Origin of the sequence: Halorubrum sp. BV1 (assembly GCF_000746205.1) — an archaeon.
Classification (GTDB): Archaea; Halobacteriota; Halobacteria; order Halobacteriales; family Haloferacaceae; genus Halorubrum.
Genome location: NZ_JQKV01000002.1, coordinates 105,159 through 131,328 on the forward strand (window position 1 = coordinate 105,159; position 26,170 = coordinate 131,328).

The 26,170-nt window shown below is 66.8% G+C and carries 23 protein-coding genes and 1 tRNA gene; 10 read left to right on the forward strand and 14 right to left on the reverse strand.

The window, feature by feature from the left end:
* Nucleotides 1-89 precede the first annotated feature (89 nt).
* The gene (locus tag EP28_RS05035) at nucleotides 90-3,152 is read left to right on the forward strand and encodes an FAD-binding and (Fe-S)-binding domain-containing protein (protein WP_049982928.1); all 3,063 of its coding nucleotides are present in this window, start codon (nucleotides 90-92) and stop codon (nucleotides 3,150-3,152) included.
* A gap of 175 nt (nucleotides 3,153-3,327) precedes the next feature.
* Here the strand turns inward: EP28_RS05035 and EP28_RS05040 are convergent, their stop codons facing one another.
* Both EP28_RS05040 and EP28_RS05045 read right to left on the reverse strand, forming a co-directional pair.
* Nucleotides 3,328-4,380 carry a DUF5787 family protein gene (locus EP28_RS05040; RefSeq protein WP_155118435.1) on the reverse strand — a complete coding sequence of 351 codons (1,053 nt, stop codon included), beginning with the start codon at nucleotides 4,378-4,380 and terminating at the stop codon, nucleotides 3,328-3,330.
* 129 nt (nucleotides 4,381-4,509) lie between these two features.
* Nucleotides 4,510-4,956 carry a bis(5'-nucleosyl)-tetraphosphatase gene (locus tag EP28_RS05045; RefSeq protein WP_049982929.1) on the reverse strand — a complete coding sequence of 149 codons (447 nt, stop codon included), beginning with the start codon at nucleotides 4,954-4,956 and terminating at the stop codon, nucleotides 4,510-4,512.
* Nucleotides 4,957-5,191: 235 nt separating this feature from the next.
* On the opposite strand from EP28_RS05045, the gene EP28_RS05050 reads away from it, so the two are divergent.
* The 4 genes from EP28_RS05050 to EP28_RS05065 all read left to right on the forward strand — a co-directional run bounded on the left by EP28_RS05050 (nucleotide 5,192) and on the right by EP28_RS05065 (nucleotide 7,633).
* Nucleotides 5,192-5,524: an uS10/mL48 family ribosomal protein gene (locus EP28_RS05050; RefSeq protein WP_049982930.1), complete on the forward strand. Its 333-nt coding sequence runs from the start codon at nucleotides 5,192-5,194 to the stop codon at nucleotides 5,522-5,524.
* Nucleotides 5,525-5,637: 113 nt separating this feature from the next.
* Entirely contained in the window at nucleotides 5,638-6,918 is a 1,281-nt protein-coding gene (locus EP28_RS05055) for an amidohydrolase (RefSeq protein ID WP_049982931.1), read from the forward strand.
* Between the two features lie 81 nt (nucleotides 6,919-6,999).
* Nucleotides 7,000-7,278, forward strand: coding sequence for a winged helix-turn-helix domain-containing protein (locus EP28_RS05060; protein WP_049982932.1), 279 nt, complete (start codon nucleotides 7,000-7,002; stop codon nucleotides 7,276-7,278).
* Nucleotides 7,279-7,330: 52 nt separating this feature from the next.
* Complete coding sequence (locus EP28_RS05065; RefSeq protein WP_049982933.1) at nucleotides 7,331-7,633, forward strand: DUF8036 family membrane protein; 303 nt, start codon at nucleotides 7,331-7,333, stop codon at nucleotides 7,631-7,633.
* Nucleotides 7,634-7,666: 33 nt separating this feature from the next.
* Here the strand turns inward: EP28_RS05065 and EP28_RS05070 are convergent, their stop codons facing one another.
* The 7 genes from EP28_RS05070 to EP28_RS05100 all read right to left on the reverse strand — a co-directional run bounded on the left by EP28_RS05070 (nucleotide 7,667) and on the right by EP28_RS05100 (nucleotide 16,686).
* A complete protein-coding gene (locus tag EP28_RS05070) occupies nucleotides 7,667-9,037 on the reverse strand; it encodes a geranylgeranyl reductase family protein (protein ID WP_049982934.1) in 1,371 nt (456 codons plus the stop codon).
* 100 nt (nucleotides 9,038-9,137) lie between these two features.
* Nucleotides 9,138-10,154, reverse strand: coding sequence for an ABC transporter permease (locus EP28_RS05075; RefSeq protein ID WP_049982935.1), 1,017 nt, complete (start codon nucleotides 10,152-10,154; stop codon nucleotides 9,138-9,140).
* Nucleotides 10,147-11,472: an ABC transporter permease gene (locus EP28_RS05080; protein ID WP_049982936.1), complete on the reverse strand. Its 1,326-nt coding sequence runs from the start codon at nucleotides 11,470-11,472 to the stop codon at nucleotides 10,147-10,149. The genes EP28_RS05075 and EP28_RS05080 overlap by 8 nt, the downstream gene beginning before the upstream one ends.
* Nucleotides 11,469-13,091, reverse strand: coding sequence for an ABC transporter ATP-binding protein (locus EP28_RS05085; RefSeq protein WP_049982937.1), 1,623 nt, complete (start codon nucleotides 13,089-13,091; stop codon nucleotides 11,469-11,471). Before EP28_RS05085 ends, EP28_RS05080 begins: the two co-directional genes overlap by 4 nt.
* 71 nt (nucleotides 13,092-13,162) lie before the next feature.
* Nucleotides 13,163-13,636 carry a hypothetical protein gene (locus EP28_RS05090; protein WP_049982938.1) on the reverse strand — a complete coding sequence of 158 codons (474 nt, stop codon included), beginning with the start codon at nucleotides 13,634-13,636 and terminating at the stop codon, nucleotides 13,163-13,165.
* A 107-nt stretch (nucleotides 13,637-13,743) separates the two neighbouring features.
* Nucleotides 13,744-15,810 (reverse strand): DEAD/DEAH box helicase, encoded by a 2,067-nt coding sequence (locus EP28_RS05095; RefSeq protein WP_049982939.1) that lies wholly within the window; start codon nucleotides 15,808-15,810, stop codon nucleotides 13,744-13,746.
* Nucleotides 15,811-15,930: 120 nt separating this feature from the next.
* The gene (locus EP28_RS05100; protein ID WP_196219611.1) at nucleotides 15,931-16,686 is read right to left on the reverse strand and encodes a hypothetical protein; all 756 of its coding nucleotides are present in this window, start codon (nucleotides 16,684-16,686) and stop codon (nucleotides 15,931-15,933) included.
* A 178-nt stretch (nucleotides 16,687-16,864) separates the two neighbouring features.
* Between EP28_RS05100 and EP28_RS05105 the strand changes: the two genes are divergently transcribed.
* Nucleotides 16,865-17,215, forward strand: coding sequence for a DUF5518 domain-containing protein (locus EP28_RS05105; protein ID WP_049982940.1), 351 nt, complete (start codon nucleotides 16,865-16,867; stop codon nucleotides 17,213-17,215).
* Between the two features lie 67 nt (nucleotides 17,216-17,282).
* Nucleotides 17,283-18,233, forward strand: a complete 951-nt coding sequence (locus EP28_RS05110) for an aminopeptidase (protein WP_049982941.1) — start codon at nucleotides 17,283-17,285, stop codon at nucleotides 18,231-18,233.
* A gap of 70 nt (nucleotides 18,234-18,303) precedes the next feature.
* Here the strand turns inward: EP28_RS05110 and EP28_RS05115 are convergent, their stop codons facing one another.
* The gene (locus EP28_RS05115; RefSeq protein ID WP_049982942.1) at nucleotides 18,304-19,284 is read right to left on the reverse strand and encodes an HVO_0234 family beta-propeller protein; all 981 of its coding nucleotides are present in this window, start codon (nucleotides 19,282-19,284) and stop codon (nucleotides 18,304-18,306) included.
* 207 nt (nucleotides 19,285-19,491) lie between these two features.
* Between EP28_RS05115 and EP28_RS05120 the strand changes: the two genes are divergently transcribed.
* Nucleotides 19,492-20,475, forward strand: coding sequence for a nucleoside recognition protein (locus EP28_RS05120; protein ID WP_049982943.1), 984 nt, complete (start codon nucleotides 19,492-19,494; stop codon nucleotides 20,473-20,475).
* Nucleotides 20,476-20,546: 71 nt separating this feature from the next.
* Here the strand turns inward: EP28_RS05120 and EP28_RS05125 are convergent, their stop codons facing one another.
* The 3 genes from EP28_RS05125 to EP28_RS13675 all read right to left on the reverse strand — a co-directional run bounded on the left by EP28_RS05125 (nucleotide 20,547) and on the right by EP28_RS13675 (nucleotide 22,931).
* The gene (locus EP28_RS05125; RefSeq protein WP_049982944.1) at nucleotides 20,547-21,767 is read right to left on the reverse strand and encodes a DUF418 domain-containing protein; all 1,221 of its coding nucleotides are present in this window, start codon (nucleotides 21,765-21,767) and stop codon (nucleotides 20,547-20,549) included.
* A 104-nt stretch (nucleotides 21,768-21,871) separates the two neighbouring features.
* Nucleotides 21,872-21,943: transfer RNA gene (locus tag EP28_RS05130), tRNA-Thr, on the reverse strand.
* A 121-nt stretch (nucleotides 21,944-22,064) separates the two neighbouring features.
* Nucleotides 22,065-22,931, reverse strand: coding sequence for a helix-turn-helix domain-containing protein (locus tag EP28_RS13675; protein ID WP_080506065.1), 867 nt, complete (start codon nucleotides 22,929-22,931; stop codon nucleotides 22,065-22,067).
* 170 nt (nucleotides 22,932-23,101) lie between these two features.
* Between EP28_RS13675 and EP28_RS13680 the strand changes: the two genes are divergently transcribed.
* Nucleotides 23,102-24,361 (forward strand): DNA cytosine methyltransferase, encoded by a 1,260-nt coding sequence (locus tag EP28_RS13680; RefSeq protein WP_080506066.1) that lies wholly within the window; start codon nucleotides 23,102-23,104, stop codon nucleotides 24,359-24,361.
* A gap of 363 nt (nucleotides 24,362-24,724) precedes the next feature.
* Here EP28_RS13680 and EP28_RS05135 read toward each other — a convergent pair whose 3' ends face one another.
* Nucleotides 24,725-25,390, reverse strand: coding sequence for a DUF7114 family protein (locus EP28_RS05135; protein ID WP_049982945.1), 666 nt, complete (start codon nucleotides 25,388-25,390; stop codon nucleotides 24,725-24,727).
* A 59-nt stretch (nucleotides 25,391-25,449) separates the two neighbouring features.
* Here EP28_RS05135 and EP28_RS05140 point away from each other — a divergent pair, with 59 nt between their 5' ends.
* Complete coding sequence (locus tag EP28_RS05140) at nucleotides 25,450-26,145, forward strand: enoyl-CoA hydratase/isomerase family protein (RefSeq protein WP_049982946.1); 696 nt, start codon at nucleotides 25,450-25,452, stop codon at nucleotides 26,143-26,145.
* The last annotated feature ends 25 nt before the right edge of the window (nucleotides 26,146-26,170 follow it).

Sequence of the window (26,170 nt, forward strand, 5' to 3'; positions counted from 1 at the left end):
CTCGTGCGATCGTGTCACCCGCTGCGACCGAGACCGCCATCCTCGCCGACGTCAGGAGGTTTTTGACTGTTCGACCGTGACGGTCTCACATGGCAACCAACACGCCGGACCCGCGGGACGGGGGAGACTTCGATTACACCGGGGGGTCGGTCGATCGGCCGGACCTCGTGGACGCGCTGGACCGCCGAGTCGACGGCGACGTACGGTTCGACGAGTACTCGAAGCGGCTGTACGCGACCGACGCCTCGGCGTACGAGGTGACGCCGATCGGCGTGGTGATCCCCGAGTCGACCGCGGACGTCGCCGCGGTCCACGAGTACTGCTTCGAGGAGGGGATCCCGGTGCTCCCGCGCGGCGGCGGCACGTCGCTCGCGGGCCAGACCGTCAACGAGGCGGTCGTCCTCGATCTGACCGGCGAGATGGACGCCGTGATTGAGACGGATTCCGACACGGCGACCGCCCGCGTGCAGGCCGGCGCGTACGTCGGCGACCTCAACGCAGCCGTCAAGTCGGACGGGCTGAAGTTCGCGCCCGACCCGGCGTGGCGCGACAAGTCCGCGGTCGGCGGCGCGATCGGAAACAACTCCACCGGATCGCACTCGCTGAAGTACGGGAAGACAGACCACTACGTCGAGGAACTGGAGGTCGTGCTCGCGGACGGCACCGTGACGACCTTTGGAGAAGAGCGGGTCGCGGACCTGCGCGAATCCGCCGACGCCGACAGCGACGACCTCCTCGACCGGATCCACGCCGAGATCGTCCGTATTCTGGACGAGGAAGCCGCAGAGATAGGCGAGCGGTTCCCGGAGATGAAACGCAACGTCTCCGGGTATAATCTCGACCGGCTGCTCGCGGAGTACCGCGGCGAGTACGGCGAGGAGGGCGTCGTCAACCTCGGTCGGCTCATGGCCGGCAGCGAGGGCACGCTCGCGACGGTGACGGAGGCGACCGTCTCGCTCGTCGAGATCCCCGAGACGAAGTCGGTCGCGCTTCTCACCTACGACGACCTGCTCGACGCGATGGAGGACGTGGCCCCGATCCTCGAACACGACCCGTCCGCGGTCGAGGTGATGGACGACGTGCTTCTCGGCCTCGCGGCCGACACGCCGGAGTTCGCCGACGTGGTCGACATGCTGCCGGACGGGACGAACTCCGTGCTCCTGGTCGAGTTCTACGCCGAGAGCGACGAGGAGGGAAGACAGAAAGTCGCCGATCTGGTCGCCGACCGCGTCGGGCCGGCAGCCGAGGGCGGCCCGGAGACGGTGGAGACGCCTCGGTCTGGGGCGGCGGAGACGACGAGCCAGCCGCGCCGCGCCGTCGACGCGATGGAGGCGCACGACCCCGACGAGCGCGAGCGATTCTGGAAGATGCGCAAGTCCGGCCTCCCGATCCTGCTCTCGCGCACCACCGACGAAAAGCACATCTCCTTCATCGAGGACTGCGCGATCCCTCCGGAGCACCTCCCCGAGTACACCCGCGAGTTCCAGGAGATCCTCGAGGACAACGACACCTTCGCGACGTTTTACGCGCACGCCGGACCGGGGGTGCTCCACATCCGCCCGCTGATCAACACGAAGAACGTCGAGGACGTGGACGCGATGGTCGACATCGCGGACCGGGTCACCGACGCCGTCGTCCGGCTCGGCGGGTCGGTGTCGGGCGAGCACGGTGACGGACACGCGCGGACGCAATGGAACCGGAAGCTCTACGGCGACCAGCTGTGGGACGCCTTCCGCGAGCTGAAGACCGCGTTCGACCCCGACTGGCTTCTCAACCCCGGGAACGTCTGCGGCGACCACGACATGAGCGCGGACCTGCGGTTCGACTCCGAGTACGAGTACGACGCCGAGTTCGACCCCGCCCTGGAGTGGGCCGTCGACAACGGGATGCAGGGGATGGTCGAACTCTGTCACGGCTGTGGCGGCTGTCGGGGGCGACAGGAGACGACCGGCGGCGTGATGTGCCCGACCTACCGCGCCTCCGAGGAGGAGATTCAGGCGACGCGGGGACGCGCCAACATGCTCCGGGGAGCGATGAGCGGGGAGCTTCCGGAGGACCCCACGAACGACGAGTTCGTCACCGAGGTGATGGACCTGTGTGTCGGCTGTAAGGGCTGTACGGTCGACTGTCCGAGCGGCGTCGACATGGCGAAGCTGAAAGCCGAGGTCGAACACGCCCACCACGAGGAACACGGCGTCGACCTCCGCACCCGGCTGCTCGGAAGCTTCGAGTCGCTCGCCCCGCTCGGATCGAAGCTCGCCCCGCTATCGAACCTCCCGAACAAGCTTCCCGGCGCGGGGCTGCTCGGCGAGAAGCTCCTCGGAATCGCCAAGGAGCGCGACCTCCCGGCGTTCCGGTCAGAGAGCCTCACCGATTGGTTCGACGCGCGCGGCGGCGCGGGGGTCTCGCGCGCCGAGGCCGACCGCGAAGTGTTGCTGTTCCCCGACGTGTACACGACCTACACGAACCCCGGTGCCGGCAAGGCCGCAATCCGGGTGCTGGAGGCCGCGAACTGTCATGTGCAGATTCCGGACGTCGACGGTAGCGGTCGGCCGCCGCACTCGAAGGGACTGCTGGAGAAGTCGCGGGCGACGGCGCGTGACGCCGTCGAGACGCTCGCCCCCGACGTTCGAGAGGGGAAAGACGTGGTCGTCGTCGAGCCGACGGACGCTGTCATGCTCCAGTCCGACTATCACGACCTGCTCGATGGCGACGCCAGTTCGGTTCCCGACGCCGACGTGGCGACTGTCTCGGAGAACACCTACGGGATCATGGAGTACGTCGACGCCCACCGCCTCGACGAGCAGTTGGCGCTCGATGCGCCCACGGAGTCGCTCACGTACCACGGGCACTGTCATCAGAAGGCGACGAAGAAGGACCATCACGCGGTCGGCGTGCTCCGTCGGGCCGGCTACGGCGTCGACCCGCTCGACTCCTCGTGTTGCGGCATGGCCGGCTCGTTCGGCTACGAGGCGGAACACTACGCGATGAGCAAGGCGATAGGTGAGACGCTCTACGAGCAGGTCGCGGCGAGCGACGGGGACGACGTGGTCGCCCCCGGTGCCTCCTGCCGGACGCAACTCAAAGAGCGCGACGCGGACGCCGGCGAGCCGCCGCACCCGGTCGAGAAGCTGGCGGCGGCGCTGGCGTAGGCGGCGAGTGGGCGGCGCTGGCGTGAGCGGCGACGCGCCTGTGCTCTCTCCGTACCGCCCGACGCTCACTCAGGGGGTCCGCCGGACGTTCGCGGCGAGGAGAGCGCCAGGTTCGGGAACCGCAGACGCTGGCACGGGTATCGATCACGCATCTGCACGCGCGTGACCTGTTCCGTCAGGTGTCGCGGCCGGGCGCGCCGGGGGTCCGGTCTTCCTCCGCGCCGCCGCGATCGACCGCGTCGTCGCCGCGTGCGATTCCGTCGCGATCGCGCTCTCGGCGGCGGTTCAGAAGCCACTGAATCCCCTTCCCGGGACCGCCGTCGATCGGCCAGCCCCGCGTTCGCCACTGCGGCGGTTCGGGTGAGAACTGCGGACACGACCCCGAACACTCCCGCGCGGTCGGGAGCGTCGACTTCGCCGCACAGTGCGGAACGAGCGCCCTGTCTTCGCGGCGAAGTTCGAAGTGACGGCAGTCGGGTCGCATCGTGTCGTGAAACGACCGCCACCCCTTCCCGTACGCCCGCTCTGCGATCTCCAATCGTCGAGTCACCGTGTCGGACTCCCTGCCGCCGGTCGGCGACAGGTCGCTCGGGTGCCACGCCACGTCGCCGCTCGCTCCGTCGACCCCCCCAGAGAAGTCGGTCGCGAGGACACCGGCCTCGACGGGCATCTCGCGCAGTAGGGCGCGCTCGATCCGGTCGCCCGTGGTCTCGGTCGCGAGCCAGGCCTCGTCCGCGAGAGCGGTCTCGACGTCGTGTGCGAGTTGGTCGGCGAGTCGATCGGCGGCGGACCGGTCCAGATCGGGCTTGTTCTCGATCGCGACGATCCGTCGAACCCAGTCCGGGTACGGTCGCTTCCGACGGATCTCGACTCTGTTTCCGTCTCGCCGCGTCTCGATCAGATTCCGGCCGGCAGCGCGGTGGACCGCCTCGCGGACGTAGCGCCACGGGTAGCCGGGATCGGGGAGCGCGTCCCGATACCACGCCCACCCGGCGGGCGCGCCCCGGACGACGTGGAGGAGATCGGAGTCGAGGGTCCGGTCGCCGAAGGCCCGCCGTGCCGCGAACGCCGCCGGATTCACCTCGATGACCACCGTGTCCCACCGGCGCTCGCGGGTGCCGAGCTGGCGGGAGACGATCGCCGGCCGCGGGCCGTCACCCGGGTGCCACGCCAGTTCAGCGTACCGACAGACGTGAAGCTCGTAGCCGAACTCGGCGTCTGGAGTCACGACTCGGGGGTCAGTGCCGATCGACAAAAACCGGTCCGTCCGGTGACTCCGCCGGCGCTCTGCTCCGGGTGAGGGTGGCGGGGCCGTCCTCGGTCCACCGACCGTCTTACCCCGGCCGATCGCGCCGTCTCAGATGTACTCGTCCGTCTCCTCGTCTTTCCGCTCGTCGAGGTACTCGTGTGCGTCTTCGAGGATGTCACGGGGACCGTCTTGAGTGATCGTGTTGATCGCCTGGTCGTAGTCGCGCCACTGCAGGTCGCGGTGTTCGTTCGAGATCTCGGCGCTCGCTTCGAACGAGCGGGCGATGAACAGGTGAACCGTCTTGTGGATGGTGTTACCGTTCGCCTCGAACACGTAGTCGTACTCCTTCCGGAAGCCGTCGATCAGCCGGAAATCCTCGATTCCGGCCTCCTCGGAGACCTCTCGTATCGCCGTCTGCTGGAGCTCCTCGTCCCCCTCGACCCCGCCTTTGGGGAACTCCCAGTCCCCCGGTCGGCTCTTCAGGAGCAAGTACTCCCGTTCGCCGCGGGTATCGCGGAAGAGGATGGCTCCAGCGCTTGTCGCTTCGACCGTCATTAGCGTCAGGTAAGCAACCACCCCTAAAGAGGGTGTCGGACTCATCAACGCACCGGGCGTTTCAGCCGTCGTCGTCGGATCTGCGCGGCGGGCAGTCCCCGAAACACACCCACTTTTGTGCGGATCCCTGCAGTCCGCCACAGACCACCCTCGATTGCCCGGAACCGCCCCCGACCGCCGGACAGGTAGGTGCGCTTTTACTCCTCGGGCCACCACACACGCACGACCCCAAGCCATGACCTTCGTCACGAAACTATCGTTTGCGTCCGGCGACCGCGACGTGCTCGCAGAGACCGTCCAAGACCTGAAGGCGACGCTCGAACGCAAAGGCGCGGAGTGTAAGGGCCCGCACGCCACGCCGGCCGAGACGGTTCGCGTCCCCCTCTACAAACAACTCCGCGCCGGCGACGAGTTCTCGCCGTGGAGCTACTCGGTGTACAAGCGCTCGATGGAGATCCACGGCTCTGACGACATCGCGCGCGCCGTCGTCGCGCGCGACTTCCCGGACTCGATCCACGTCGAGGTCGAGGTCGACCAAAAGAAGCCGCTCGGACACCGCAGAGACTAAACGGTCAGTTCCTGACGGAGACCTGCCGGCCGCAGACGTTCGACTTCTGACGGAGGTGCGGCAGACGACACCCGCCTCTGAAATTTAAGCCCCATCCCCGCGACCGGGTTGATATGCCACTCCACGGCAGCAACGAGTACCGCGCGTTCCGCCGCGACCTCCACCGTCATCCGGAGCCCGCGTGGTGTGAGTTCTACACGACCGCTCGAATCGTCTCTGCGCTCCGCGAGCGCGACCTGACGGCGCTCCACGTCGGGGCCGACGCGCTCGCGACCGGCGATCGCATGCACGTTCCCGGCGACGACGAACTCTCCGAGTGGGAAGTGCGAGCCCGCGAGGCGGGCGCTGACCCGGATGTCGTCGACCAGCTGTCCGGCGGATACACCGGCTGCGTCGCGGTCGCAGAGCGCGGTGACGGTCCCGTGGTCGGACTGCGCGTCGACATCGACGCGCTTCCGATCGCCGAGTCCGATTCACCCGACCACGTCCCGGCGGCCGAGGGGTTCCGCTCGGAGAACGAGGGCTACATGCACGCCTGCGGGCACGACGCCCACGCGACGATGGGGCTCGCGACGCTCGATTCGGTGCTCGACTCCGAGTTTGCGGGCACGCTGAAAGTGTTCTTTCAGCCCGGCGAAGAACAGGTCGCCGGCGGGCGACCGATGGCCGAGTCCGGCCACCTCGACGACGTCGACCACCTCTTTGCGGTCCACATCGGCCTCGACCATCCCTCCGGCGAGGTCGTCTGCGGGATCGACGGGTTTCTCGCGGTCCGCCACTTCCTCGCGGAGTTCACGGGCGAGTCGGCACACGCCGGCGCGCGCCCTGAGGCGGGCCGGAACGCGGTGCAGGCGATGGCGGCCGCGGTACAGAACCTCTATGCAATTCCGCGACACGCGGACGGCCCGACGCGGGTGAACGCCGGAGTCGTCGGCGGCGGCACGGCGACGAACGTCATCCCGGAGGAGTCGTACATCGAGGGGGAGGTCCGCGGGGCGACGACGGAGCTTGCCGACTACGCATCCGAACACGCCGACCGGATCCTCACTTCCGCCGCCGCGATGTACGACTGCGACGTGGAGGTCGCCACGAAGGGTGAGGCCCCGAGCGCGAAAAGCGACGGCGCGCTCGCCGACGTCGTCGGCGCGGTCGCGGCCGACGCGGACGGCGTCACGTCCATCCTCGATCGCGGCGACCTCGGCGGCTCCGAGGACGCCACCTATCTCATGCAGCGGGTGCAAGACCGCGGCGGACTCGCCTGTTACGTGGGGATCGGGACGGACCACCCAAGCGGGCACCACACGGACGAGTTCGACGTGGTCGAAGACGACATCGCAGTCGGCGTCGACGTGCTCGCCGGCGCGATACGGCGGGTCGGAGCGGGGGAACTCTGAACCGAACTCCGCCCATGTTCCGACACCGGTTCTTCTGGATTGGCGGTAGGTTTAGGCGTCACGAGCCCCTTCTATTCGGGTATGGAGGCCGTCCTCTGGTACGTGCTCACCGGGACTCGCGGCGGCCCGAATCGAGTCCGGATTCTCCGAGCGATAGACGAGCGCCCCCGGAACGCGAATCAGCTCGCAGACCGGCTCGACCTGGACTACACGACGGTGCGACACCACTTGGACGTGCTCCGCGACCACGACGTGGTGAAACGCACCGGCGACGGCTACGGAACGGTGTATTACCCGACGGAGGGGACACAGCGCCACTGGGACTTAGTCGAGGAGATCGCAGAAGGCAGACCGGTATGATCGGTCCCCCCGCGACCGAGGCGGGGTTCCCGTATCGGAGGCGACTACCGCGATGCCCTGGATAGACGTCGCGCGGGTCAGTGTCGCGCTCAACGTTGCCATGCTGTTCGCGCTCACATGGATCTGGGCGCGAAACTACCTCGCGATACGCTCGAAACACGCCGCCGGGCTGGCGGTGTTCGGTGCGCTCCTGCTCGCACAGAACGCGATTTCGGTGTATATCTACTCGTTTCACCCGGTGTTGTCCGGCTGGTTCGCCACCGATATGCCGCCGCTCGCGTGGCGGGCGGGAGTCGTTGTGCACGCACTCCAGACGCTCGCGCTCGCGTTCCTGTTGTGGGTGACGTGGGACTGAGCAGAACCGCCCCGCCAGCCGTCGCGGTCGCGGTCAGTACTTCGCGTCCGCGCCGGTCGTCTCGTACACGCGATCCATGATCGCGTCGCGCTCGCTGGTCCAGTTCGCCATCGCGGCCGGACTGGTCGGATAGCCGTCGTAGTGGTCGAGCAACTCGTCCGCGAGCGACTTCGTCTGGTAGAAGTTCCGGATGGTCCCCCAGTAGCCGAAGCTCTGGATCGCGGCCTTCACCTTCAGACCGAACGACATCGACGTCGACCCCTCGTACAGCGCTTCGGCGAGCTTCTCGCCGGGTAAGGCCGCGAGAAGTCCCATCAGGTCGTCGACGTCGACCGCAGTCGAGAGGACGTTGTACACGTCGAGACCGGCGTATCGGCCGCCGAAGTGGTCCATGACGCGAGTGTTGTATCGCCAGAGGTTCTCCTCGCTCACGTCGCCGTCGCTTATCGCCTTCACCGCCTGCTCGCCGGCGTACTTCCCCGCGTACGCCGCGCCGGCGATGCCGCCCCCGGTCGTCGGGTTGACGTGGCCCGCCGCGTCGCCGACCGCCATGTACCCCGGCGCGACCGCGGAGTCGTACGGGCGGCGGGTCGGGAGGGCCGCGCCGAGCTTGTCGCGAACCTCCGCGCCCTCGAACTCGGGGCGGTTCCGGAGATCGCGTTTCAGCGCCTCGACGAGTTGCATCGGCTCCTCGTTCATCTGGAAGCCGAGCCCGGCGTTGATCTCGGTCGCGGTCCGCGGGAAGTACCAGAGGTAGCCCGCCGCGCGGTCGGTTGCTTTGAACACCAGCGCGTCGTCCCACTCGACCGGCTCCGGCACCTCGACGATCTCGCGGTACGCCGAACAGAACTGCGAGTACCGAACGTTCGTGTCGAAGGTGGTCCCCTCGAAGTCGGCCTTGTCCTGAAGCAGCGACAGCGACCCGGCACCGTCGATGACGACGTCCGCCTCGTACGTCCGCTGGTCGCCCTTCCGTTTGGCTCGCAGTCCGGTGACGCGACCGCCCTCGGCTTGCACCACGTCGTTGATGACGGTGTCGTAGTGGAAGTCGACGCCGGCGTTCTCCGCGCCCTCGATGATCCGCCGACCGTACTCCCAGCGGTCGATGACGGCGAGTTCGCCGGGGACGGGGATCTCGAGAACGGTGTCCTCCTGTGGGATCTCGAAGCGCCCGTGGTCGACGCCGGTGTTGGTAAAGGCCGGTTCCAACTGTGATTTCGGGATCGCCTCCGGGAAGGCGTCCGCGCCCTTCAGCGCGTCGCCGCAGGCGATGTGACCCGCCTCCTCGGCGTCCTTCCGCTCGACGATCACGACGTCGAGCCCCTCGTTCGCGATCGTCGCGGCCGCGTAACAGCCGGCGGTGCCGGCACCCGCCACGACGACGTCGTACTCGTCGATGCTCATACCACGTGAGTGGTCGCCCCGGTGGCAAAACTCTTTGTTCCCGATTCGGTTGCTTCGACAGCGACACGACCGCCCCGCGACGATTCCGACGCCCCTAGGCTCACTCCTCGGTCTCGTAGTGCTCGCCGGCCGCCTCCGGGATCCGCGTCCGGCCGACTAAGGCGAGCACGACGATCACCACGACGTACGGGATCGTCTGGACTAGCGTGTCGGGGACGGCGTACCCGAGCTGTTGGAGCCGGACCTGAACCGCGTCGAGGCCGGCGAACAATACGCCCGCGCCGAGCGTGCCGATCGGGTTGTAGTTGCCGAACAGGTACGCCACGATGGCGATGAACCCCTTCCCCTGGACCATCGTCTCGCCCGAGCCGACGAACTGACCGATCGACAGCGCCAGCGCCGACCCGCCGACGCCCGAGAGCACGCCGGACAGAAGCACTCCGGCGTGCCGCACTTTCGAGACCGAGACGCCGACGGTGTCGAGCGCCTTCGGGTTCTCTCCGGCGGCACGGAGGTGCTTGCCGAACGCGGTGCGGTTGAGCGTCCACCACGAGGCGAGCGTCGCGAGCACGACCATCGCAGTCAAGTACTCCCAGCCGACGTTCGCGCCGAGGTTCGGCGTGTTGACGCCGCCGAAAAACACCGTCGACATGAACGGCGCGAGCCCCAGCGCGATGAGCCACACGGCGAGCCCGGCGATGATCTGGTCGGCTTTGAACTCGATACAGACGATCCCGAAGACGCCGGAGAGCGCCGTCGAGGCGGCGACACCGGCGAGGAATCCGACCCAGATCGCCGGGATACCGAAGAGAGCGTTTCCGATCCCGACGAGCGACGCGACGTACACCGACGCGAACGCCGAGATGATGAGCAGTCCCTCCAGACCGATGTTGATGACGCCGGACTTCTCAGCGAAGATACCGCCGAGTCCGGCCAACACGATCGGTGCCGCGAGACGCGCCGTCGACGTGGCCGTACTCGCAGAGAAGACGATCCCGGCGAGGTCGCCGGCGACCGACGCGGGAAACGCCAGTCCGGCGACGCCGAGCAACCCGAGCACGGCGAGGGTTCCGACGACGAGCGACCGCACGTAGTCGGACTGAATCACGTTACGCATCGGTCTCACCTCCCTCGGTGGCGGCCTCGTTCGCCTCCGACGACGTCGACGCGACGCCGTCGGTTCCGCCGGACCCAATTCCGACGAACCGGCCGACCATCCGGAAGAACTCCGGCATCGCGACGAAGAGGATGATGAGTCCGCGCAACACACCGACGAGTTCGGTCGGCACGTCCGTCTGGAAGCCGATCTCCAAGGCACCGCCCTTCAGCAGGCCGAAGAGGAACGCCGCCGGCAGCACGCCGATCGGATTGTTCCCCGCGAGGATCGAGACCGTGATCCCGTCGAAACCGAGGTCCGGGACCGACGCCATCCAGCGTCCCTCGGACATCAGCACCCACACCGATCCGCCGATACCGCCGATGGCTCCGGAGAGCGTCATCGCCCTGACCGTCGTGAGCTTCGCGTTCACCCCGCCGTACTCGGCGGCCGCCGCCTGTACCCCGCTCGTTCGGAGGTCGTACCCGAACGGCGTGTGTTCGAGCAGATAATACAGCCCGGCGATGCAGGCGACGCCGGCGGCGAGCGCCACGAGCGCGAAGTCGCTGCTGGCCGAGAACAGCCACGGGCGTATCTGTGCGTGCTCCGGGACGTACCGCGTCGCGACGACCGACGAACCCTCGGCGCGGAACACCTCTAACACGAGGACGTACGCGACGTTCGCCGCCACGAAGTTGAGCATGATCGTCGTGATCACCTCGTTGGCGTCAGCGTACGCCTTCAGCGCCCCCGGGATAGCGCCCCAGACCCCGCCGCCGACCGCTCCCGCCGCGGTGCCGACGAGGATCAAGACGGCCCCGGCGACCGGCCCCTCGGGCAGCAGCGGGGCAGCCGCGATGACGGTGAGTGCGGTCGCGAGCGCTCCCACGACCAACTGCCCCTGCGTTCCGATGTTGAACAGGCCGGCGCGAAACGCGACGGCGACGGAGAGCCCGGTGAAGATGAGAAGCGTCGTCTCCGAGAGCGTCAGACCGAACGAGAGGTTAAACGGCGACCAGTTCGGATTCAGGAGTCCCGGTTCCCCGACCGCGAAGGGGTACCCGAGCGCGCCGTTGAACAGGATGACGTACACCTCGACCGGGTCATAACAGAATCCCATGCCGGTCACCGGCATCGTCCACGCCGCGGTGCTGCACTCGGCGACGCGCCCGGAGACGAGCACGATGACGAACCCGACGGTGATCGAAAGCAGGATCGCCGCGAGGCTTATGACGAGCCGCTCCGCGACGCTCCGGTCGGCGAACGGCGCGAGCACGCGGCGAGCGATCGACGGCAGCCGGTCCGGATCGGTTCCGGAGCCGGAACCGGAGTCGCTCACGCGTCCACCCCCTCGCCCGCGGTCTCGTCCATCGGATCCGCATCGGGGGCCCCGTCCGTCGGGTCGGCGTCGCCGTGGACGGCCGCGCGCTCGACCGAGTCGTCGTCGAGCCGTTCACCGGCCATCAAGAGGCCGATCTCCTCTTCGGTCACGGTCGCCGGGTCGACGACGCCGGAGAACGAGCCCCCGTGCATCACCGCGAGCCGATCCGAGAGTCCCTGCACCTCGTCGAGCTTCGAGGAGACGAGGAGCACGGCCTTCCCCTCGGCGCGCAGTTCGAGCAGGCGGTCGTGGAGGAACTCCGTGGAGCCGATGTCGACGCCGCGGGTGGGGTGCATCGCGACGACGAGGTCGGGATCGCGCTCGAACTCGCGGCCGACGATGAACTTCTGTTGGTTCCCGCCCGACAGCGACTCGGCGGTCGCCTCCGCGACCGGCGGTCGCACGTCGTACTGCGCGATGACGGACTCGGCGTGGTCGCGCGATGCCCGCCAGTCGAGTCGTCCGTCCCGTGCGAACGGCGGGTCGTGTTGGCTCCCGAGAATGCCGTTCTCTGTGAGGTCGTACGACATCACCAGCCCGCGCTCGTGTCTGTCCTCCGGAACGAACGCCATGCCGCCGTCGATCCGTTCGCGACGCGTCGTCCCCCGGATCGACTCGCCGAGATAGCGGATCTCACCCGCGGTCGCGCGTCGGAGACCCGTGACGGCCTCGACGAGCTGTGACTGGCCGTTGCCGTCGACGCCGGCGACGCCGAGCACCTCGCCGGCCCTGAGTTCGAACGAGAGGTCGGAGACGGCCTCGACGCCGCGGTCGTCGTCGACGCACAGCCCGGTCACTTCGAGCACCGAGTCGCCCGGTGGCTGTGGAGACGCCGCGGGCTCCATCAACACCTCGCGACCCACCATCATCTCCGCGAGGTCCTCGCGGGTCACGTCCGCGGCCGAGACGGTGCCGACGTTGAGTCCGTCTCGGAGGACGGTGATGTCGTCGGCGGCGGAGAGCGCCTCGCCGAGCTTGTGCGAGATGAAGATGATCGTCTTCCCCTGGTCCGTGAGTTCCTCGAAGACCCCGTACAGCTCCTCGACCTCCTGCGGCGTGAGCACCGCGGTCGGCTCGTCCATGATGAGCACGTCGGCCCCGCGGTACAGCGCCTTCAGGATCTCGACGCGCTGTTGTTCGCCGACGGAGATGTCCGCGATCGTCGCGTCGGGATCCACGTCGAACCCGTACCGCTCGCTCAGATCGGTGACGGCGTCGCGGGCCGCGGTCTTGTCGACCCGAAGCCCTCCCCACGTCTTCGGCTCGTTGCCTAAGACGACGTTCTCCCAGACCGTCATCGGGTCGACCAGCATGAAGTGCTGGTGGATCATGCCGATGCCGGCGTCGATGGCGTCACGCGGCGAGTCGAACGACTGCGGCTCCCCGTCGAGAACGACGGTTCCCTCGGTCGGCTCGTAGAGGCCGTACAACACGTTCATCAGCGTCGTCTTGCCGGCTCCGTTCTCGCCGAGCAAGGCGTGGACGCTGCCCCGCTCGACCGTGAGATCAACGTCGTCGTTCGCGACGACCCCGGGGAATCGCTTCGTGATGCCGTCCAGGTGGACCGCCGGGTTCATTCACCCGTAACTCCGTGCCGGAAGCAAAAAGCGCGCGGATCCACCGTGGATTCACCGTGTCTCGCCGGGGTTCACACGACGCCGATCAGTCCGAACAGCACGTCGAGCGCGTCGACGAGCTGTTCGGCCGCCGCCGCGGAAGCGCCGCCCGCGGCCGAGCCGCCGGCCGCATCCGAGCCGGCGAGCGCCTCGCTGGTCGCCGCGAGCCGTTCGATCCGCCCCGCCTCGCGTTCCCACACGAACCGACCCAGCGCGGCCGCCGACGCGGCGAACGCGACCGTCGCGAGCAGCCGCGAGATCGTGAGGAGCTTCAACAGTAGGGGAACGAGAAGCACGAACGCGACGCCCGCGACGACGGACGTGACCGCCGTCTGTAGGTCGGCTCCCCCGGTCCCGACATCGACGACGCCGCCGGCCGAGAGGAGCACGAACCCGCCCACGACGGCCGCGAGCACCGCCCAGACCACGCCGGCGAGGAGCCGAACGTTGCCGTCGTATCCGCCGGCCGCGTTGGACACGTCGTCGTGGACCCACGGATTGCGCATACGTTTAGTCGCTCGCCCGAGTATAAAAAGTTCGTTTCATTCACACGAAACACACCGTCGTCTGCGATGAAGCACGCGCCACGCGCGAGGACAGGATGCATGGGCGGTCACTCCGCGACGTTCGTCTCACGGACGCGGATGCCTTTGCGTGCGAGGTGTCGCATCTGTCGCTGGGCGAACGCCTCCTCGCTCGACCCGCGGGTCGCGAGCACGTAGACGAGCGCCGAGCCGGAGGGGCGCATGGTCCGACCGGCGCGCTGTGACCCCTGTCGGCGGGATCCGCCGAGCCCGCTCGCGACGATCGCCAGTCCGGCGTTCGGAAGGTCGATACCCTCGTCGCCGACGCGGGAGACGACGAGGACGTCGTGGTCGGCGTCGTCCGTCCCGGCGTCGGCGCTCTCCCCGTCCGTCCCGGCGTCGGCGCTCTCCCCGTCCGTCCCGGCGTCGACGCTCGCGCCGCTCAGACCGGTGTCGGCGTCGTCACCGTCCGCGCGGAACCGCCGGAACAGCGCTCGTCGTTCGTGGTGAGGCGTCTCGCCGCTGACGAACGGCGCGTCGAGCGCGTCGGCGATCGCCTCGCCCTGATCGAGGTACTCGACGAAGACGAGGGCGTTCGCGTCGCGGTGGGTCGCGAGCAGCGATCGGATCTCGTCGACCTTCGCCGGGTTCTCGGCTGCGGCTCGGCGGCGCTCGCGACCGTCGGCGGCGGCGTACTCGTTTTGTGCGAACTCGTCACGCCACGGGACGTATCGGATCTCGACTTCGGGCTCCTGCACGAAGCCGGCGTCGAACAGGGCGTCCCAGTCCGCGCCGATCGGCTGGCCAATCAGGGTGTAAATCTCCTCTTCGGAGCCGGATTCACGAACCGGAGTCGCCGACAGCCCGAGGCGATGTTTGCTCTGGAGTTCGGCCGACCGCGAGAACACCGGTGCGGTGATGTGGTGCGCCTCGTCGAAACAGATCAGTCCCCACTTCCGGGAGTCGAACAGGCTCCGGTGGCGGTCCATTCCGGCGATCTGATAGGTCGCGATCGTGATCGGTCGGATCTCCTTCGTCCCGCCGTGGTACACGCCGACGTCTTCGGGGTCGACGGTGGAGTGTGCCAACAGCTCCTCGCGCCACTGACTCGCCAGCTCTCGGGAGGGCACCAGTATCAGCGTCTCGCCGCCGACGGCCGCGATCGTCGCGATGGCGGCGACGGTCTTGCCGGAGCCCGGCGGGCCGACGTACACGCCCGACTTGCGTTCGAGGAACGTCTCGACCCACGTCTCCTGATACTCCCGGAGGTCGGTCGTGAGGTCGACGTCGACGGGGTCGCCGGTCTCTAAGTCCCGGTCGTCCTCGACGGGATAGCCGGCGTCGTAGAGCGCGCGCTTGACCGCGGCGACGGCCGATTCGTTCACCCACGCCTCCGTCTCGGAGATCGGCGCGCGGAGGTGGTCGTCGTCGAGGTGCTGGTCGGCGACGGTGCCCATCAGGTTCTCGTTCGCGGCCTCGAGCACGACGTAGCCGTCAGCGTGGGTGTACAGCCGGAAGCGGTGCGCGCGCCGCCACTGGTCGCGGACCCACTCTTCGAGGTGCTCGTACCGCCGGGGGAGCACGGAGCGGAGGCTCGCGATCAGCGCGTCGGCATCCTCGAACGGCGCGGCCCACACGTCCTCCTGCCGAATTCGGTAGAGATACCCGCGTGTGCCGGGCTCGGTTCCCGTCGTGTCGACGAGGTACGCGAACTGCGAGAGGCGCGCGCGGGTGAACTGCGTCGGCCGGTCGACGACGATCTCGCGCCGGTCCGGGAACGCCACCACGCGCTCGCGGGTCGCCAGCCGCCCCCAGTCGGACGGGTAGAAGACGACCGGGTCCGCCTCGACGTCGATCCGGTCGACGTCCCCGCGGTCGACAAGCGCAGCGAGGGCGTCGCGGGCGGCCGCCTGCGTTGTTCCCAACCGTCTCGCGACCTCGCTCGCGGTCGCGACCGGTCGCTCCTCGGCTTCGAGCGCCTCGTGGAACCGGTCGAGCGAGAGGTCGGTGGCGTCAGTCGTGTCGTCAGAGATGTCCGTGTCGGCGGGGGCGGCCGCGTCGTCTGAGGGATCCGTGTCGATGGCGGGATCCGTGTTCTCAGAGGCGGCGTCGGCGGTGGACTCGTCGCCGGCGGCGTCGCCGGAATCGTCGGTCATCGCCGTCGCTTCGGTCGCGAGGTAGAAATGGGTAGCGTCACCGGCCGGATCGCGACACGGGTCGGGCGTGTGGGGTCAGGGGTCTCGCCGCCTATCACCCTGCGCCTATCACCCTGACACCTACCGCCCCGCTTCCCGGTCCCGGCACCGACGAGATGTGATCGCCTCCTTCGAGCGGAACCGGCAGCCGCAAGCGGTACAGCGGACGAACGGGTCGCCGGAGGTGGTTTCGAGTCGGTGGTCGCCCACCTCGAAGGGACGCGTCACGACGCGCGGCCGGATCCGGTCGGGGATGGGCGTCGATGCGGACTCGCTCAGCGCGGCCCGCACGGCGATGGTGTCGACGTCGACCGCGTCCCAGCGCGGGGCGTCGAGGGCGGCCTCGCGGTCCGCCACCTCGGTCCAGCCGGTGACGACGACCGGCGAGTTCGTCTCGGTGTCGCCCACGACGACGACGAACCGGATCCCGCCGTCGACCATCGCGAACCGCCACCCGTCGGTGCGGTTCCAGCGGAGCTGTCCGCGGCGGATCGCGTCGCTCACGGTTCGCGTCGACACGTACCGGCCGGGCTGTTCGAGTCGCTCGCGGAAGTGATCGGTCAGCGCGTACAGCCCCGGGTCCCGCAGCGGCGGGTCCTCGGGCGTTCTGGCGACCGCGTCTCTCTGTGTCTCGGTCGCTCCCGAGGTGCGAGAGCGATCAGGATGCGGCTGAGAGCGAGACCGACGCCGAGGGGGTACGCCCGGCCGGGAGCGCGCTCCCGAGTCGCCCTGTCGTGTGTCGGGAGCCGCGGGAGCGGCCGTGGAAGCGGTCCGACGATCCGTCGATCCGGGCCCGAGGGGCTCCGCGTCCCCCGACCCGCCCTGTCGGGATGCCACTGAGTGACCGTACAGAGCCCGGTCTTAAGTGTGTTACGACGACACACGAATTGGACGTCGTGAGGGGCCATCGCTGTCGGCCGATCTCTTTCGTTTCGCGTCCGCACGCCTCGCGGCCCGGTGTCGCACCCTCCGCCGTCCCGCAAAGCGTATGTCGCCGCCGCGAGACGGCAGGGACGTGAACACCGACAACACCCTCCTCAACGCGGTCATCGGCGCGGTCGCGACGATCGGTCTCTCGTTTCTCGGCGTCTCGCCCGTGATCGGCGGCGCGATAGCGGCGTACCTCGAAGGCGGCGAGAGCGGCAACGGGATTCGGATCGGCGCGCTCTCCGGACTGATCGCCTCGCTTCCGGTCGCCGTGATACTCGCCGCTGCGCTCGTCTTCCTCCCGCTTACCGGCGACATCGGCGTCGCGATCGGCGGCTTCGTCCTCGTGTTCGTCGTCGTCGCCATCGGCGTCGGCTTCACCGTCGCGTTGAGCGCGCTCGGCGGCCTCATCGGGGCGTATCTGAAAGAGAACGCGTAGGCACGCGCACCGGCGACCCCGCCGTCCGATGGCAAGGACTAACGCCGACGGTCACCGAGCCGAACGCATGCCAGCGGATCTCACAGCAGCCGCGGAGACCGCCGTCGAACAGTGTCTGAACGTCGAAGCGGACGAGTCCGTCGTCGTGGTCACGGACGACCGGCGCGAGGCGATCGGCGAGGCGCTGTACGCGGCCGCGGCGGCCGTCACCGACGACGCGACGATCCTCCGATACCCGCCCGCCGAGCAGCACGGGACCGAACCGCCCGCGCCGGTCGCGGCCGCGATGGCAGAGAGCGACGCCTTCCTCGCGCCAACCACGAAGAGCCTGAGCCACACGCGCGCTCGGGGTGCGGCCTGTGACGCCGGGGCGCGCGGCGCGACGCTCCCCGGGATCACGGCGGACGTGTTCACGACCGGACTCGACGCCGACTACGCCGCGATCGACGCCGCCTGCGACGATATGCTGGCGCAGGTCGGCGACGCCGCGGAGGTCCGCGTCACCTCGCCGGCTGGCACCGACATCACCGTCGGGATCGGCGACCGCGAGTGGCTCGCGGACACCGGATCGGTCCGCGAGCCCGGCGACTTCTCGAACCTCCCGGCCGGCGAGGTGTTCGTCGCCCCCGAGACGGCGACCGGAACGTTCGTCATCGACGGGACGATGATGCCGCACGGGCTGCTCGACGAGGACCAGACGCTGCGGTTCGAGGTCGACGACGGCCGCGTCACGGCCATCGACGACGACGCGGTCAGAGCCGAGGTCGAGACCGCAGCGGAGTCTGTCGGCGACGCCGCCTACACGCTCGCCGAACTCGGGATCGGGACCAACGTCGGGGTCGAAGAGTTGGTCGGATCGGTCCTCTTAGACGAGAAGGCGGCCGGAACCGTCCACATCGCGATCGGTGACAACGCCGGGATCGGCGGGGACACAGACGCGCCGATCCACCTCGACGGGATACTCCGCGACCCGACCGTCTACGCCGACGGCGACGAGATCGACCTGCCGACGGCCTGACCGGTCGACTTTCTCATCTTCCGACGGGCACGCGGTCGCATCGGCACCCGCTCCGCGACCGCGACGCTCCTCACTCCCGCTCCGCGAGCGCGACGGCCGTCACGTCGCGGACGCCGATCACCTGATGTCGCCAGCCATCGCCCGCGTCGACACAGAGCGTGCCGGCCGCCGTGACCGCGACCGCGACGCCCGGACCGTATCCGAGCGCGACCGCCTCTTCGTCGACCGGAAGCTCCGTCTCGCGCCACGCGTCCCGGTCCCAGTCGTCGCCGGTGTCGGAGTCGTCTCGACCGTCGCGGACGAGCAGGTCGCCGTCGACGACCGCCGTCGCGTGGCCGTCGCCGTCGGCGGCGACGACCGTCGCGTCGCCCCCCTGCGTCGTCATCCAACCGTTGCCGAGCCAGTAGAGGCCAGTTCCGGTCGCCGCGAGCGGCATCCCCGCGCCCGCCACGTCGCGCGCGTCGTCGAGCCCGACCGACGCGAGCGACCACCCAGAATCGGCGGCGGAGTCGGCCGTGATGCGATGGACCCCGTCCGCGGCCGCGACGAGCGGACCGTCGACCGCACGCGGCTCGGCGACCTCGCCGATTCGCGTCGACGTTACAGTGAACGCGGGGGGCGACCCGTCGTCTTCCGAGTCTGCGTCTGCCGTCGTCTCGACTGTGACGCGGTCGATACCCCCCTCTTCCGTGGCGACGCAGAACGCGTCGCCACCGGCTCGCGCGCCGTCGTCGGTCGTCTCGCCACCGACGCCGATCGCGACCACCGGCTCGTCGGTGACGGTGACGGGGTCGATCGCGTCGTCGACAAGGGAGACACGAAGCCCGTCCGAAGACGCGATACCGAGGAGGGCCGGAGCGCTCTCGCGAGGGAGGACGGCGACGTCGCGAGCGGGCTCGCGCGTCACCATGTCGAACGCGCCGATCTTGTCGGCCGAGAACGCGACTCTCACGAGTCCGGTCTCCGTTGCGACGTACGCGTCAGTTCGCCCGGCGTTCCCGGCGTACACGCGTTTTTCTTCGATCGAGATGTCGTCTTCCGCGGGTGCCATTGGGGGCCGATTCGGCGGGGGGACTGATAAGCCCCGCGCGGGCCGCGTCTCCGAAGCGAGTCCGACGTGTGGATCCAGCGTGCGGGTGCGGCGTGCGGCTCCAGCGTGCGGGTGCGGCGTGCGGCTCCGAATTCGCGACCGCGCCGGCGGGCCGGTGCGTCCGAACGTTCCGATGGCCATTTGACCGCCGGCCACGTTATTTCACCCGTGCAATCGGTCGTCGCCGAACTCCTCTCACTCCTCGCCGAGGTCGCCCCGCGGCTGGCGCGGATATCGGCGTTCATCGCGGCCGGCGTCTTCGCCGCGAACGTCGCCGTCGCGTTCGGACTCGTCCGCTACGTCGCCGGACTCTCCGGCCGGCTCACCCGCCCCGCCAACCTGCCGAACGAAGTCGGCACGGCGATCCTGACGACCGCGGCGTCGACGACGGCGGGCTACGCGACGCTCGCCGAGTACCGCGAGTCGGGGCTGCTCGACGACCGGGCGACGCTCGTCGCCGTGGTCATCAACACGTTCTTCGGGTTCGTCCAGCACGTGTTCACCTACTACGTCCCCGTGATGATCCCGATCCTCGGCACCGAGGTCGGCGTGGTGTACGTCTCAGCGCGCGCCGGGATCGCCCTCGCCATCACGGTCACGGGCGTGTTGTTGGGCGGCCTGTTCCTCTCCGAACGCAACGTCGACCGCGCGGCCCTCGCGGACGTCGAGGCCGGCGGACCCGAAGACGACGACCGCGGGTCTCGCGAGCGCGTCCGCGACGCCGCGACGAAATCGTGGGCGACGCTCCGGCGGATCGTGCCGCGGCTCGCGGTCGTGTACGTCGTCGTGATCGGATTGGTCACGAACTACGACGTCGACTCACTGACGAGGATCGCCGAGCCGATCACCGGGGTGCTCGGACTTCCCGGGGAGGCCGTCCCCGTCATCGCTGTCTACACGCTCGATACGACCGCCGGTGCCGTGACTATCGCCGGAGCAGAGCCGGGTACGTTCACGACCCGAACCGCGGTGGCAACGCTTCTCATCGGCGGAATCTTGTCTTTTGCCGTCTCCACGTTCCGGCGGTCGATCCCCTTCCAGTACGGGATCTGGGGTGCCGAGTTCGGCACGAAAGTGATCGCCGTCAACACCGCGTTGAAGCTCTGCTTTATCTCGCTCACCGTCGCGCTGCTCCTCGCGCCGGTGTGGTGAGGCGCGGTCGGGAACCCCAGGCACGGCGGCGCGGAAACAGGGCGGCACGACGGTGCAGTGCCCGCGAAAGCCTATCCCGAGTTCCGAAGCGGCTGTGTCTCGCCGTAGGTGAGCGTCCGCCAGACCCACTCGACGGGGCCGAACCGGTAGCGGCGCAGCCAGAGCACCGAGAGCGCGATCTGGACCGCCCACACACCGAGGACCAGCGCGTACTGTTCGACGCGAGTCACGGAGCCGAACAGCCCGAGCCCGTGTCCGTAGAAGACCGTGGTGGCGATCACGGTCTGTAAGAGATAGTTCGTGAACGCCGTCCGGCCGACCGCGGCGAGCGCGTTCGTCGCCAGACCGTCGGGCCGTCGCCGGACGTAGAGCGTGACGGCCCCGAGGTAGCCGCCGGCGAGGAGGAGGCTCCCGACGTAGTTGAACTGTCGCCAGTACAGCGCCGCGCCGGCGCTCCAGTCGTTGGCCTCGATGTAGGCGACGCCCGCGATGACGAGCGCGACGCCGACGCCGCCGCCAGCGACGAGCAGCCGGTAGAGTCGATTGGAGCGCTCGCCGGTCAACACGCCGTTCCGGTACAGGGCCATGCCGAGCAGCATGACGCCGCCGATCCGCCAGAAGCTCGACCCGATGAATCCCGTGGTCTGCCGCTGGAACGACGAGGAGACGCGGTGACCCATCTGTTCGAGCCAGCCGCTCCGGTACGTGACCACTTCCTGTCGGAGCGCCGCCTCGGGCGGCATCCACTGCCCGGCTATCGCCTCGCCGCCGACGGTGACGGCGGCGAACAGTTCCAAGGCGGGGACGAACGCGAGGAAAATACCGGCGAGGCCGGCGAGCTGTTTCGCGTCCCAGTCGCGCAGCGTGACGACGAACAGCCCGGTGAGCCCGTACGCGACGAGGATGTCGCCGTACCAGAGGAGGTACGCGTGCGCGAGTCCGATCGCGATGAGGATCGCGGTCCGGCGGTAGTGAAGCCGCACCGCGTCTTGACCTTTTTCGGATTTGCTCTCGACGAAAAGCAGGATCCCCGCGCCGAAAAGCGCCGAGAAGAGCGTGATGAACTTCGACTGGGCGAACACATGGCCGACGAACCACGCCCAGTAGTTCGCACCGGAGAAATCGCCGTAAACGGCCGAATCGGCGTAGATGTTCGGGTTGAGAAGCGTCTGTTCCGGCATCGCGAACACCCAGACGTTGATGAGGAAGATCCCGAGCAGGGCGAACCCTCTGAGCGCGTCGAGACTGACGATCCGTTCGGAGGGCGGCGTCGGGCCGGCGTCGCGCGTCACGAGTTAGCTCTGCGGAGGACCCACAGGACCGAATAGGTTCTGGTAGCGAGCGAGCGGAGCCATGATTGTATAGCGAACATCAACCAGACGTACCAGCCAAAGAGAGCCTAGGCCGAGATTTGAACTCGGGGTCTCGTCCTTACCAAGGACGCGCTTTACCGCTAAGCTACCCAGGCACTCAGGGTGCGTACACTCCGCTTTTCCGCCTTCTGCACTCGATTCTATAACACAGCCGTATAAGAATGTGATGAAAGCCACCGGGTGTGCCGTACCGTGACGTGCAAAACCCATCGTTCCTCAGTGAGTTGACTGGCCCTGTACCTTCGAGAGTGCCTCTTTGTCCTTGTATCTTGAATAAGGAATCAAATCAGGGTCGAGATAAACACAGTCGAAATTCCAGAGAGCTTCAGCTGAGAAGGTAGCCGTCTTTCCAGAATCACCTTCAGTGTCGCTTTTGTTAAATTGGTCTGCCTCGATTTTACCCATACGGACCTCCCAAATCCATGCTGTGTCCTTCCGTTCTCCGCACTGATAGTTTTTATCGCGATCAGCTAATACGTACCTGATAGCTATGTACATTCCCGGTTTGGGGAGGTGACCTTTCGGCATATACGTCTCCATCGCTACCTTGATTTCAATACCGGGAACATCGTCTGTTGCTCCGGTACTAATCAGGTCTGGAAAGTCACCAGCATTTACCTCATAAACACCATCCGACCCCGAAGCGACACCTGTAGCGAAGAACTCTCCGAGAACAGTTGATAGAGCAGAGTATTCGTCAAACTGTTCAGCAAGTGGATCGGCACCTCGACGGCGAAATGCGAAATCAATCGTGTCCAGGTTCTCGTAGGCTTCTTCTATTCCTCGTAAAACCGCTTTCCCATCGAACGGAACATTTTCGTAAATATCCGCGTCGTCAATCACATGCTCCTTTTGTGGCGTTCTGAACGAGTCTGGATTGACCAGTTCGGTAACGGTAACATTTAGCGCGTCTGCTATTCTAAGTGCGATAGAAAGACTCGGCTCTCGGTCTCCTCTTTCGATCTTTCCGAGAGTCGTTCGATGAATATCGGCTTCCTGAGCTACTTCTTCAAGCGGTCTTTTCTGTAGTTCACGGAGTTCCCTGATACGGTGTCCGAGTTCCTGCGTAAATTCATCGTCCATAACCTGTTCCGGGGACGGCGCAACGTTAAATATAATTAAGACAATTGTCTCACCAACGTATTGTCATTATTGCCACGGGATTTATGCTGTCTCCGATTGCAATAGAAAGACGTATCGGCAAAAGCCACCAAGGTTTAAATGCAAATGAGACAATTGTCTCATATAGTGTGATGGTAGGAATTATTGACCTCTTTTGTGGTACTGGTGGATTCTCGTACGGGTTTGAAACTCACCCTTCAGACGAGTATGAGGTTCTACTCGGATTGGATAAAAAAGGGGTAGCAATAGAAACCTTCCACCGGAATCACTCCGAAGCAGAGACAATCAAGGGGGATATTCGGGAATGGCCTCCAGAGAAAGCCTCAACAGCGGCCGGTATTGACCCCGAAAACGTTCAGATAATAGTCGGGGGGCCACCGTGCCAAGGGTTTTCGTCGATCCGGCCAGATCGTGGGGGAAAAGGAGAAGACCAGCGAAATGGTCTTTATACCGACTTCATTGAGTATGTCGAGTATTTCAAGCCGGACTTCTTCGTGATGGAAAACGTCGTTGGGCTGGCAACTCACAGAGATGGGGAAACCATCTCTCGAATCGTACAGAGTGCCGATGAGATTGGATATCGTGCTGATTGGCGGATTCTAAATGGGGCCAATTTCGGGCTTCCACAACGCCGTGAACGTCTGATTATGGTTGGGTCACGAAACGGGGAACAGATCGATTTCCCTGTTCCGACTCACCAGGCAAATGGCCGCACTATTGGCTACCACGACAAATCGAAGGTCATTACGGCTCAACCGACTTTGAGCGATTTCAAAAATAAGGAAACTCTCCCAGAAGCTCGGACAGTCATGGATGCCATTAGCGATCTGCCTAACATCCAAGCTGGCGAAGAAGCCACGACCTACACAAATCCGCCAGAAAACCAATATCAAGCCTCAATGAGAGACGGCTCTCAGAATCTGACTCTCCACAAGGCGACCAACCATGGAGATAAGATGATGACTATCATTCGGAACAGCGGCTCGAACAAACAGGAGACCATCACGAATCTAAAAGAGAACGAAGGAGTTGACAGTAGTGATGAGTATATTTCCAGCGGCTACAGCTCCAGCTATTCCCGGATTGACCCCGACCTTCCATCAGTAACTATGACGGTCAACTTCATCCATCCCGCTTCTAACAAATGTATCCATCCCCGACAAGACCGGGCGTTGACGCCCCGCGAAGGCGCACGGATACAGAGCTTCCCCGACGATTTTGAGTTTGCCGGGAGTCGGAGTGATATAGTCGAGCAGATTGGAAACGCGGTTCCGCCCCTACTTGGACGAGTTCTCGGAGAACACATAATTGGTATGTACGATTCTGCCTTTGAAGTGGACTATCGCTCCTGCGTGATTGGAAAAAGTCAGGACCGGAAAGTTCAGATATAGCGAATTAACTGACCAGAGTTGCTCACCTACTGACGACCGTGTATCCGAGTCTGAGTGTAGATACTTCATCCTCGTCACGCGCTTGTGGTGAAGTTGGTCCTTCGCGTGCTGCGGCCCGACGTTGGTCGCCCAATGAGTCGCCACTCTTGATACGGTCGCATTCCTCGGGCATCACCGAGTGGTAACCCTTGACCGACCCGTATGCGAGAGCGGCGCTGCATCGCTGTTTGAATGCCTCTCGATACAGGTAATCACGTACCTCGCCGTTCGCTTGGCTGAGGTCGAGATCGGGCTCCCACTCCCTGCCCGTCTGATACGTATTGTGATACGCCGGACGTAGACAGACGGAGAGACGTCACGGGCTCACCGATCCGTTGCGCTCACCGTACGGTCGGAGATGTCGGCGATCCGGTCCGCGGTCGCCTCGGGGAGCGCGCGTCGAGGCGGGGGGAACTCGCCGTCGTAGTCGGCGGCCAGCTCCCGAGCGTACGCCAGCAGCTCTTCGGGCGTCTCGCCGCCGACAGCGGTCGTTCCGGCGACGACGGCGAGTTCGAGGGCGTCGACCTCCAGATTGCGATCGAGCGCGGTCGCGGCCGCCAGGTCGGCCTCCTCGCGGTCCCTGAGCGTCTGGTCGCGGCCGAACGCGCGCACGACTTCCACGGCCGCACCCGCCGCGTCGGTACAGGCCAGAAGCGAGAACCCGCGCGAGACGAGCACGTCGGCAGTGAGGACGTCCATGTCTGCGTCGATGTCCGACGACCGTGTCGGTTCGGTCACCCACGGCTCCTCGTGCGCTACCGCGCGAGTGAGACGGAGTCCCTCGTAGATGAGTTGGACGCCGGCGGCGCGGTCGAGGACGTCGTCGAGGACGACGTCGGGATCAATCGCACGGGCGGTGATAAGCGCCAGCACCCCCGGCGTCACGGCGGCGTCGAGAATCCGATCTTCGAGGGCCTCACGCAGCTGATCAGGCTCGACGTCCGCGAGCGCTTCGCGGGCTGCGTCACGCGCTCGCGAGGCATCGTCCATCACCATATGGTAGTCGAGCGAGGGGCAAAGACCTTTGGAAACGGACGAGACGAGAGGTCATGATCCGCGTCCGAGACGACGACGATATCCGCACCGTAACGCTCGACCGTCCCGACAGCCGGAACGCGTTGCGGCCGGACGATCTCGACGATCTCCGCGCCGCCGTCGAAACAGCCGACACGCCGGTGACGTACCTCCGGGGAGCGGGACGCGCCTTCTGTGCCGGAGCCGACCTCGACGCCGTCGCCGGGTTGGACGATCCGAGCGAGTTCGCTCGTCGAGGCCAGCGGACGGCATCGACGCTCGCGGACGCCGACACCGTCGTCGTCTGCGGTATCGACGGAGCCGCTCGGGGCGGCGGCGTCGAGATGGCACTGGCGGCTGACGTCCGCGTTGCGACCCCGGACGCGACCTTCGGCGAACCGGGGGTCTCGTTCGGGCTGTTCGGTGCGTGGGGCGGGACCGTCCGGCTCCCGCGCGTGATGCGTGAGGGTGACGCGCTGGAGTTCGCTCTGTCCGGACGCGTCCTCGACGCCGAGGAGGCGCGTCAGGCCGGGCTTGTCTCCCGCGTCGTCGACGACCCTCGCGCGGTCGCCACCGAGATCGCCTCCGGCAAACCGGACGCGCTGCGAACGATCAAGCGTCGCATTCGGGATCGCCGGGGAGACGAGACACAAGAGCGCGCAGAGGCGGCGGCCTTCGCCGACCTCGTCGCCACGCACCGCGAGGAGATCGCCGCGAGCCGCGGAGACTGACCGGCGAATCGGGTGCGGGGACGTC

What these genes read in the sequence shown, in the direction of transcription:
- EP28_RS05035 (WP_049982928.1), top strand. Translation starts at nt 90, where the DNA reads ATGGCAACCAACACGCCGGACCCGCGGGACGGGGGAGACTTCGATTAC.
- EP28_RS05045 (WP_049982929.1), bottom strand. Translation starts at nt 4,956, where the DNA reads ATGACGGTCGAAGCGACAAGCGCTGGAGCCATCCTCTTCCGCGATACC.
- EP28_RS05050 (WP_049982930.1), top strand. Translation starts at nt 5,192, where the DNA reads ATGACCTTCGTCACGAAACTATCGTTTGCGTCCGGCGACCGCGACGTG.
- EP28_RS05055 (WP_049982931.1), top strand. Translation starts at nt 5,638, where the DNA reads ATGCCACTCCACGGCAGCAACGAGTACCGCGCGTTCCGCCGCGACCTC.
- EP28_RS05060 (WP_049982932.1), top strand. Translation starts at nt 7,000, where the DNA reads ATGGAGGCCGTCCTCTGGTACGTGCTCACCGGGACTCGCGGCGGCCCG.
- EP28_RS05065 (WP_049982933.1), top strand. Translation starts at nt 7,331, where the DNA reads ATGCCCTGGATAGACGTCGCGCGGGTCAGTGTCGCGCTCAACGTTGCC.
- EP28_RS05070 (WP_049982934.1), bottom strand. Translation starts at nt 9,037, where the DNA reads ATGAGCATCGACGAGTACGACGTCGTCGTGGCGGGTGCCGGCACCGCC.
- EP28_RS05075 (WP_049982935.1), bottom strand. Translation starts at nt 10,154, where the DNA reads ATGCGTAACGTGATTCAGTCCGACTACGTGCGGTCGCTCGTCGTCGGA.
- EP28_RS05085 (WP_049982937.1), bottom strand. Translation starts at nt 13,091, where the DNA reads ATGAACCCGGCGGTCCACCTGGACGGCATCACGAAGCGATTCCCCGGG.
- EP28_RS05090 (WP_049982938.1), bottom strand. Translation starts at nt 13,636, where the DNA reads ATGCGCAATCCGTGGGTCCACGACGACGTGTCCAACGCGGCCGGCGGA.
- EP28_RS05095 (WP_049982939.1), bottom strand. Translation starts at nt 15,810, where the DNA reads ATGACCGACGATTCCGGCGACGCCGCCGGCGACGAGTCCACCGCCGAC.
- EP28_RS05110 (WP_049982941.1), top strand. Translation starts at nt 17,283, where the DNA reads ATGCCAGCGGATCTCACAGCAGCCGCGGAGACCGCCGTCGAACAGTGT.
- EP28_RS05115 (WP_049982942.1), bottom strand. Translation starts at nt 19,284, where the DNA reads ATGGCACCCGCGGAAGACGACATCTCGATCGAAGAAAAACGCGTGTAC.
- EP28_RS13675 (WP_080506065.1), bottom strand. Translation starts at nt 22,931, where the DNA reads ATGGACGATGAATTTACGCAGGAACTCGGACACCGTATCAGGGAACTC.
- EP28_RS13680 (WP_080506066.1), top strand. Translation starts at nt 23,102, where the DNA reads ATGGTAGGAATTATTGACCTCTTTTGTGGTACTGGTGGATTCTCGTAC.
- EP28_RS05135 (WP_049982945.1), bottom strand. Translation starts at nt 25,390, where the DNA reads ATGGACGATGCCTCGCGAGCGCGTGACGCAGCCCGCGAAGCGCTCGCG.
- EP28_RS05140 (WP_049982946.1), top strand. Translation starts at nt 25,450, where the DNA reads ATGATCCGCGTCCGAGACGACGACGATATCCGCACCGTAACGCTCGAC.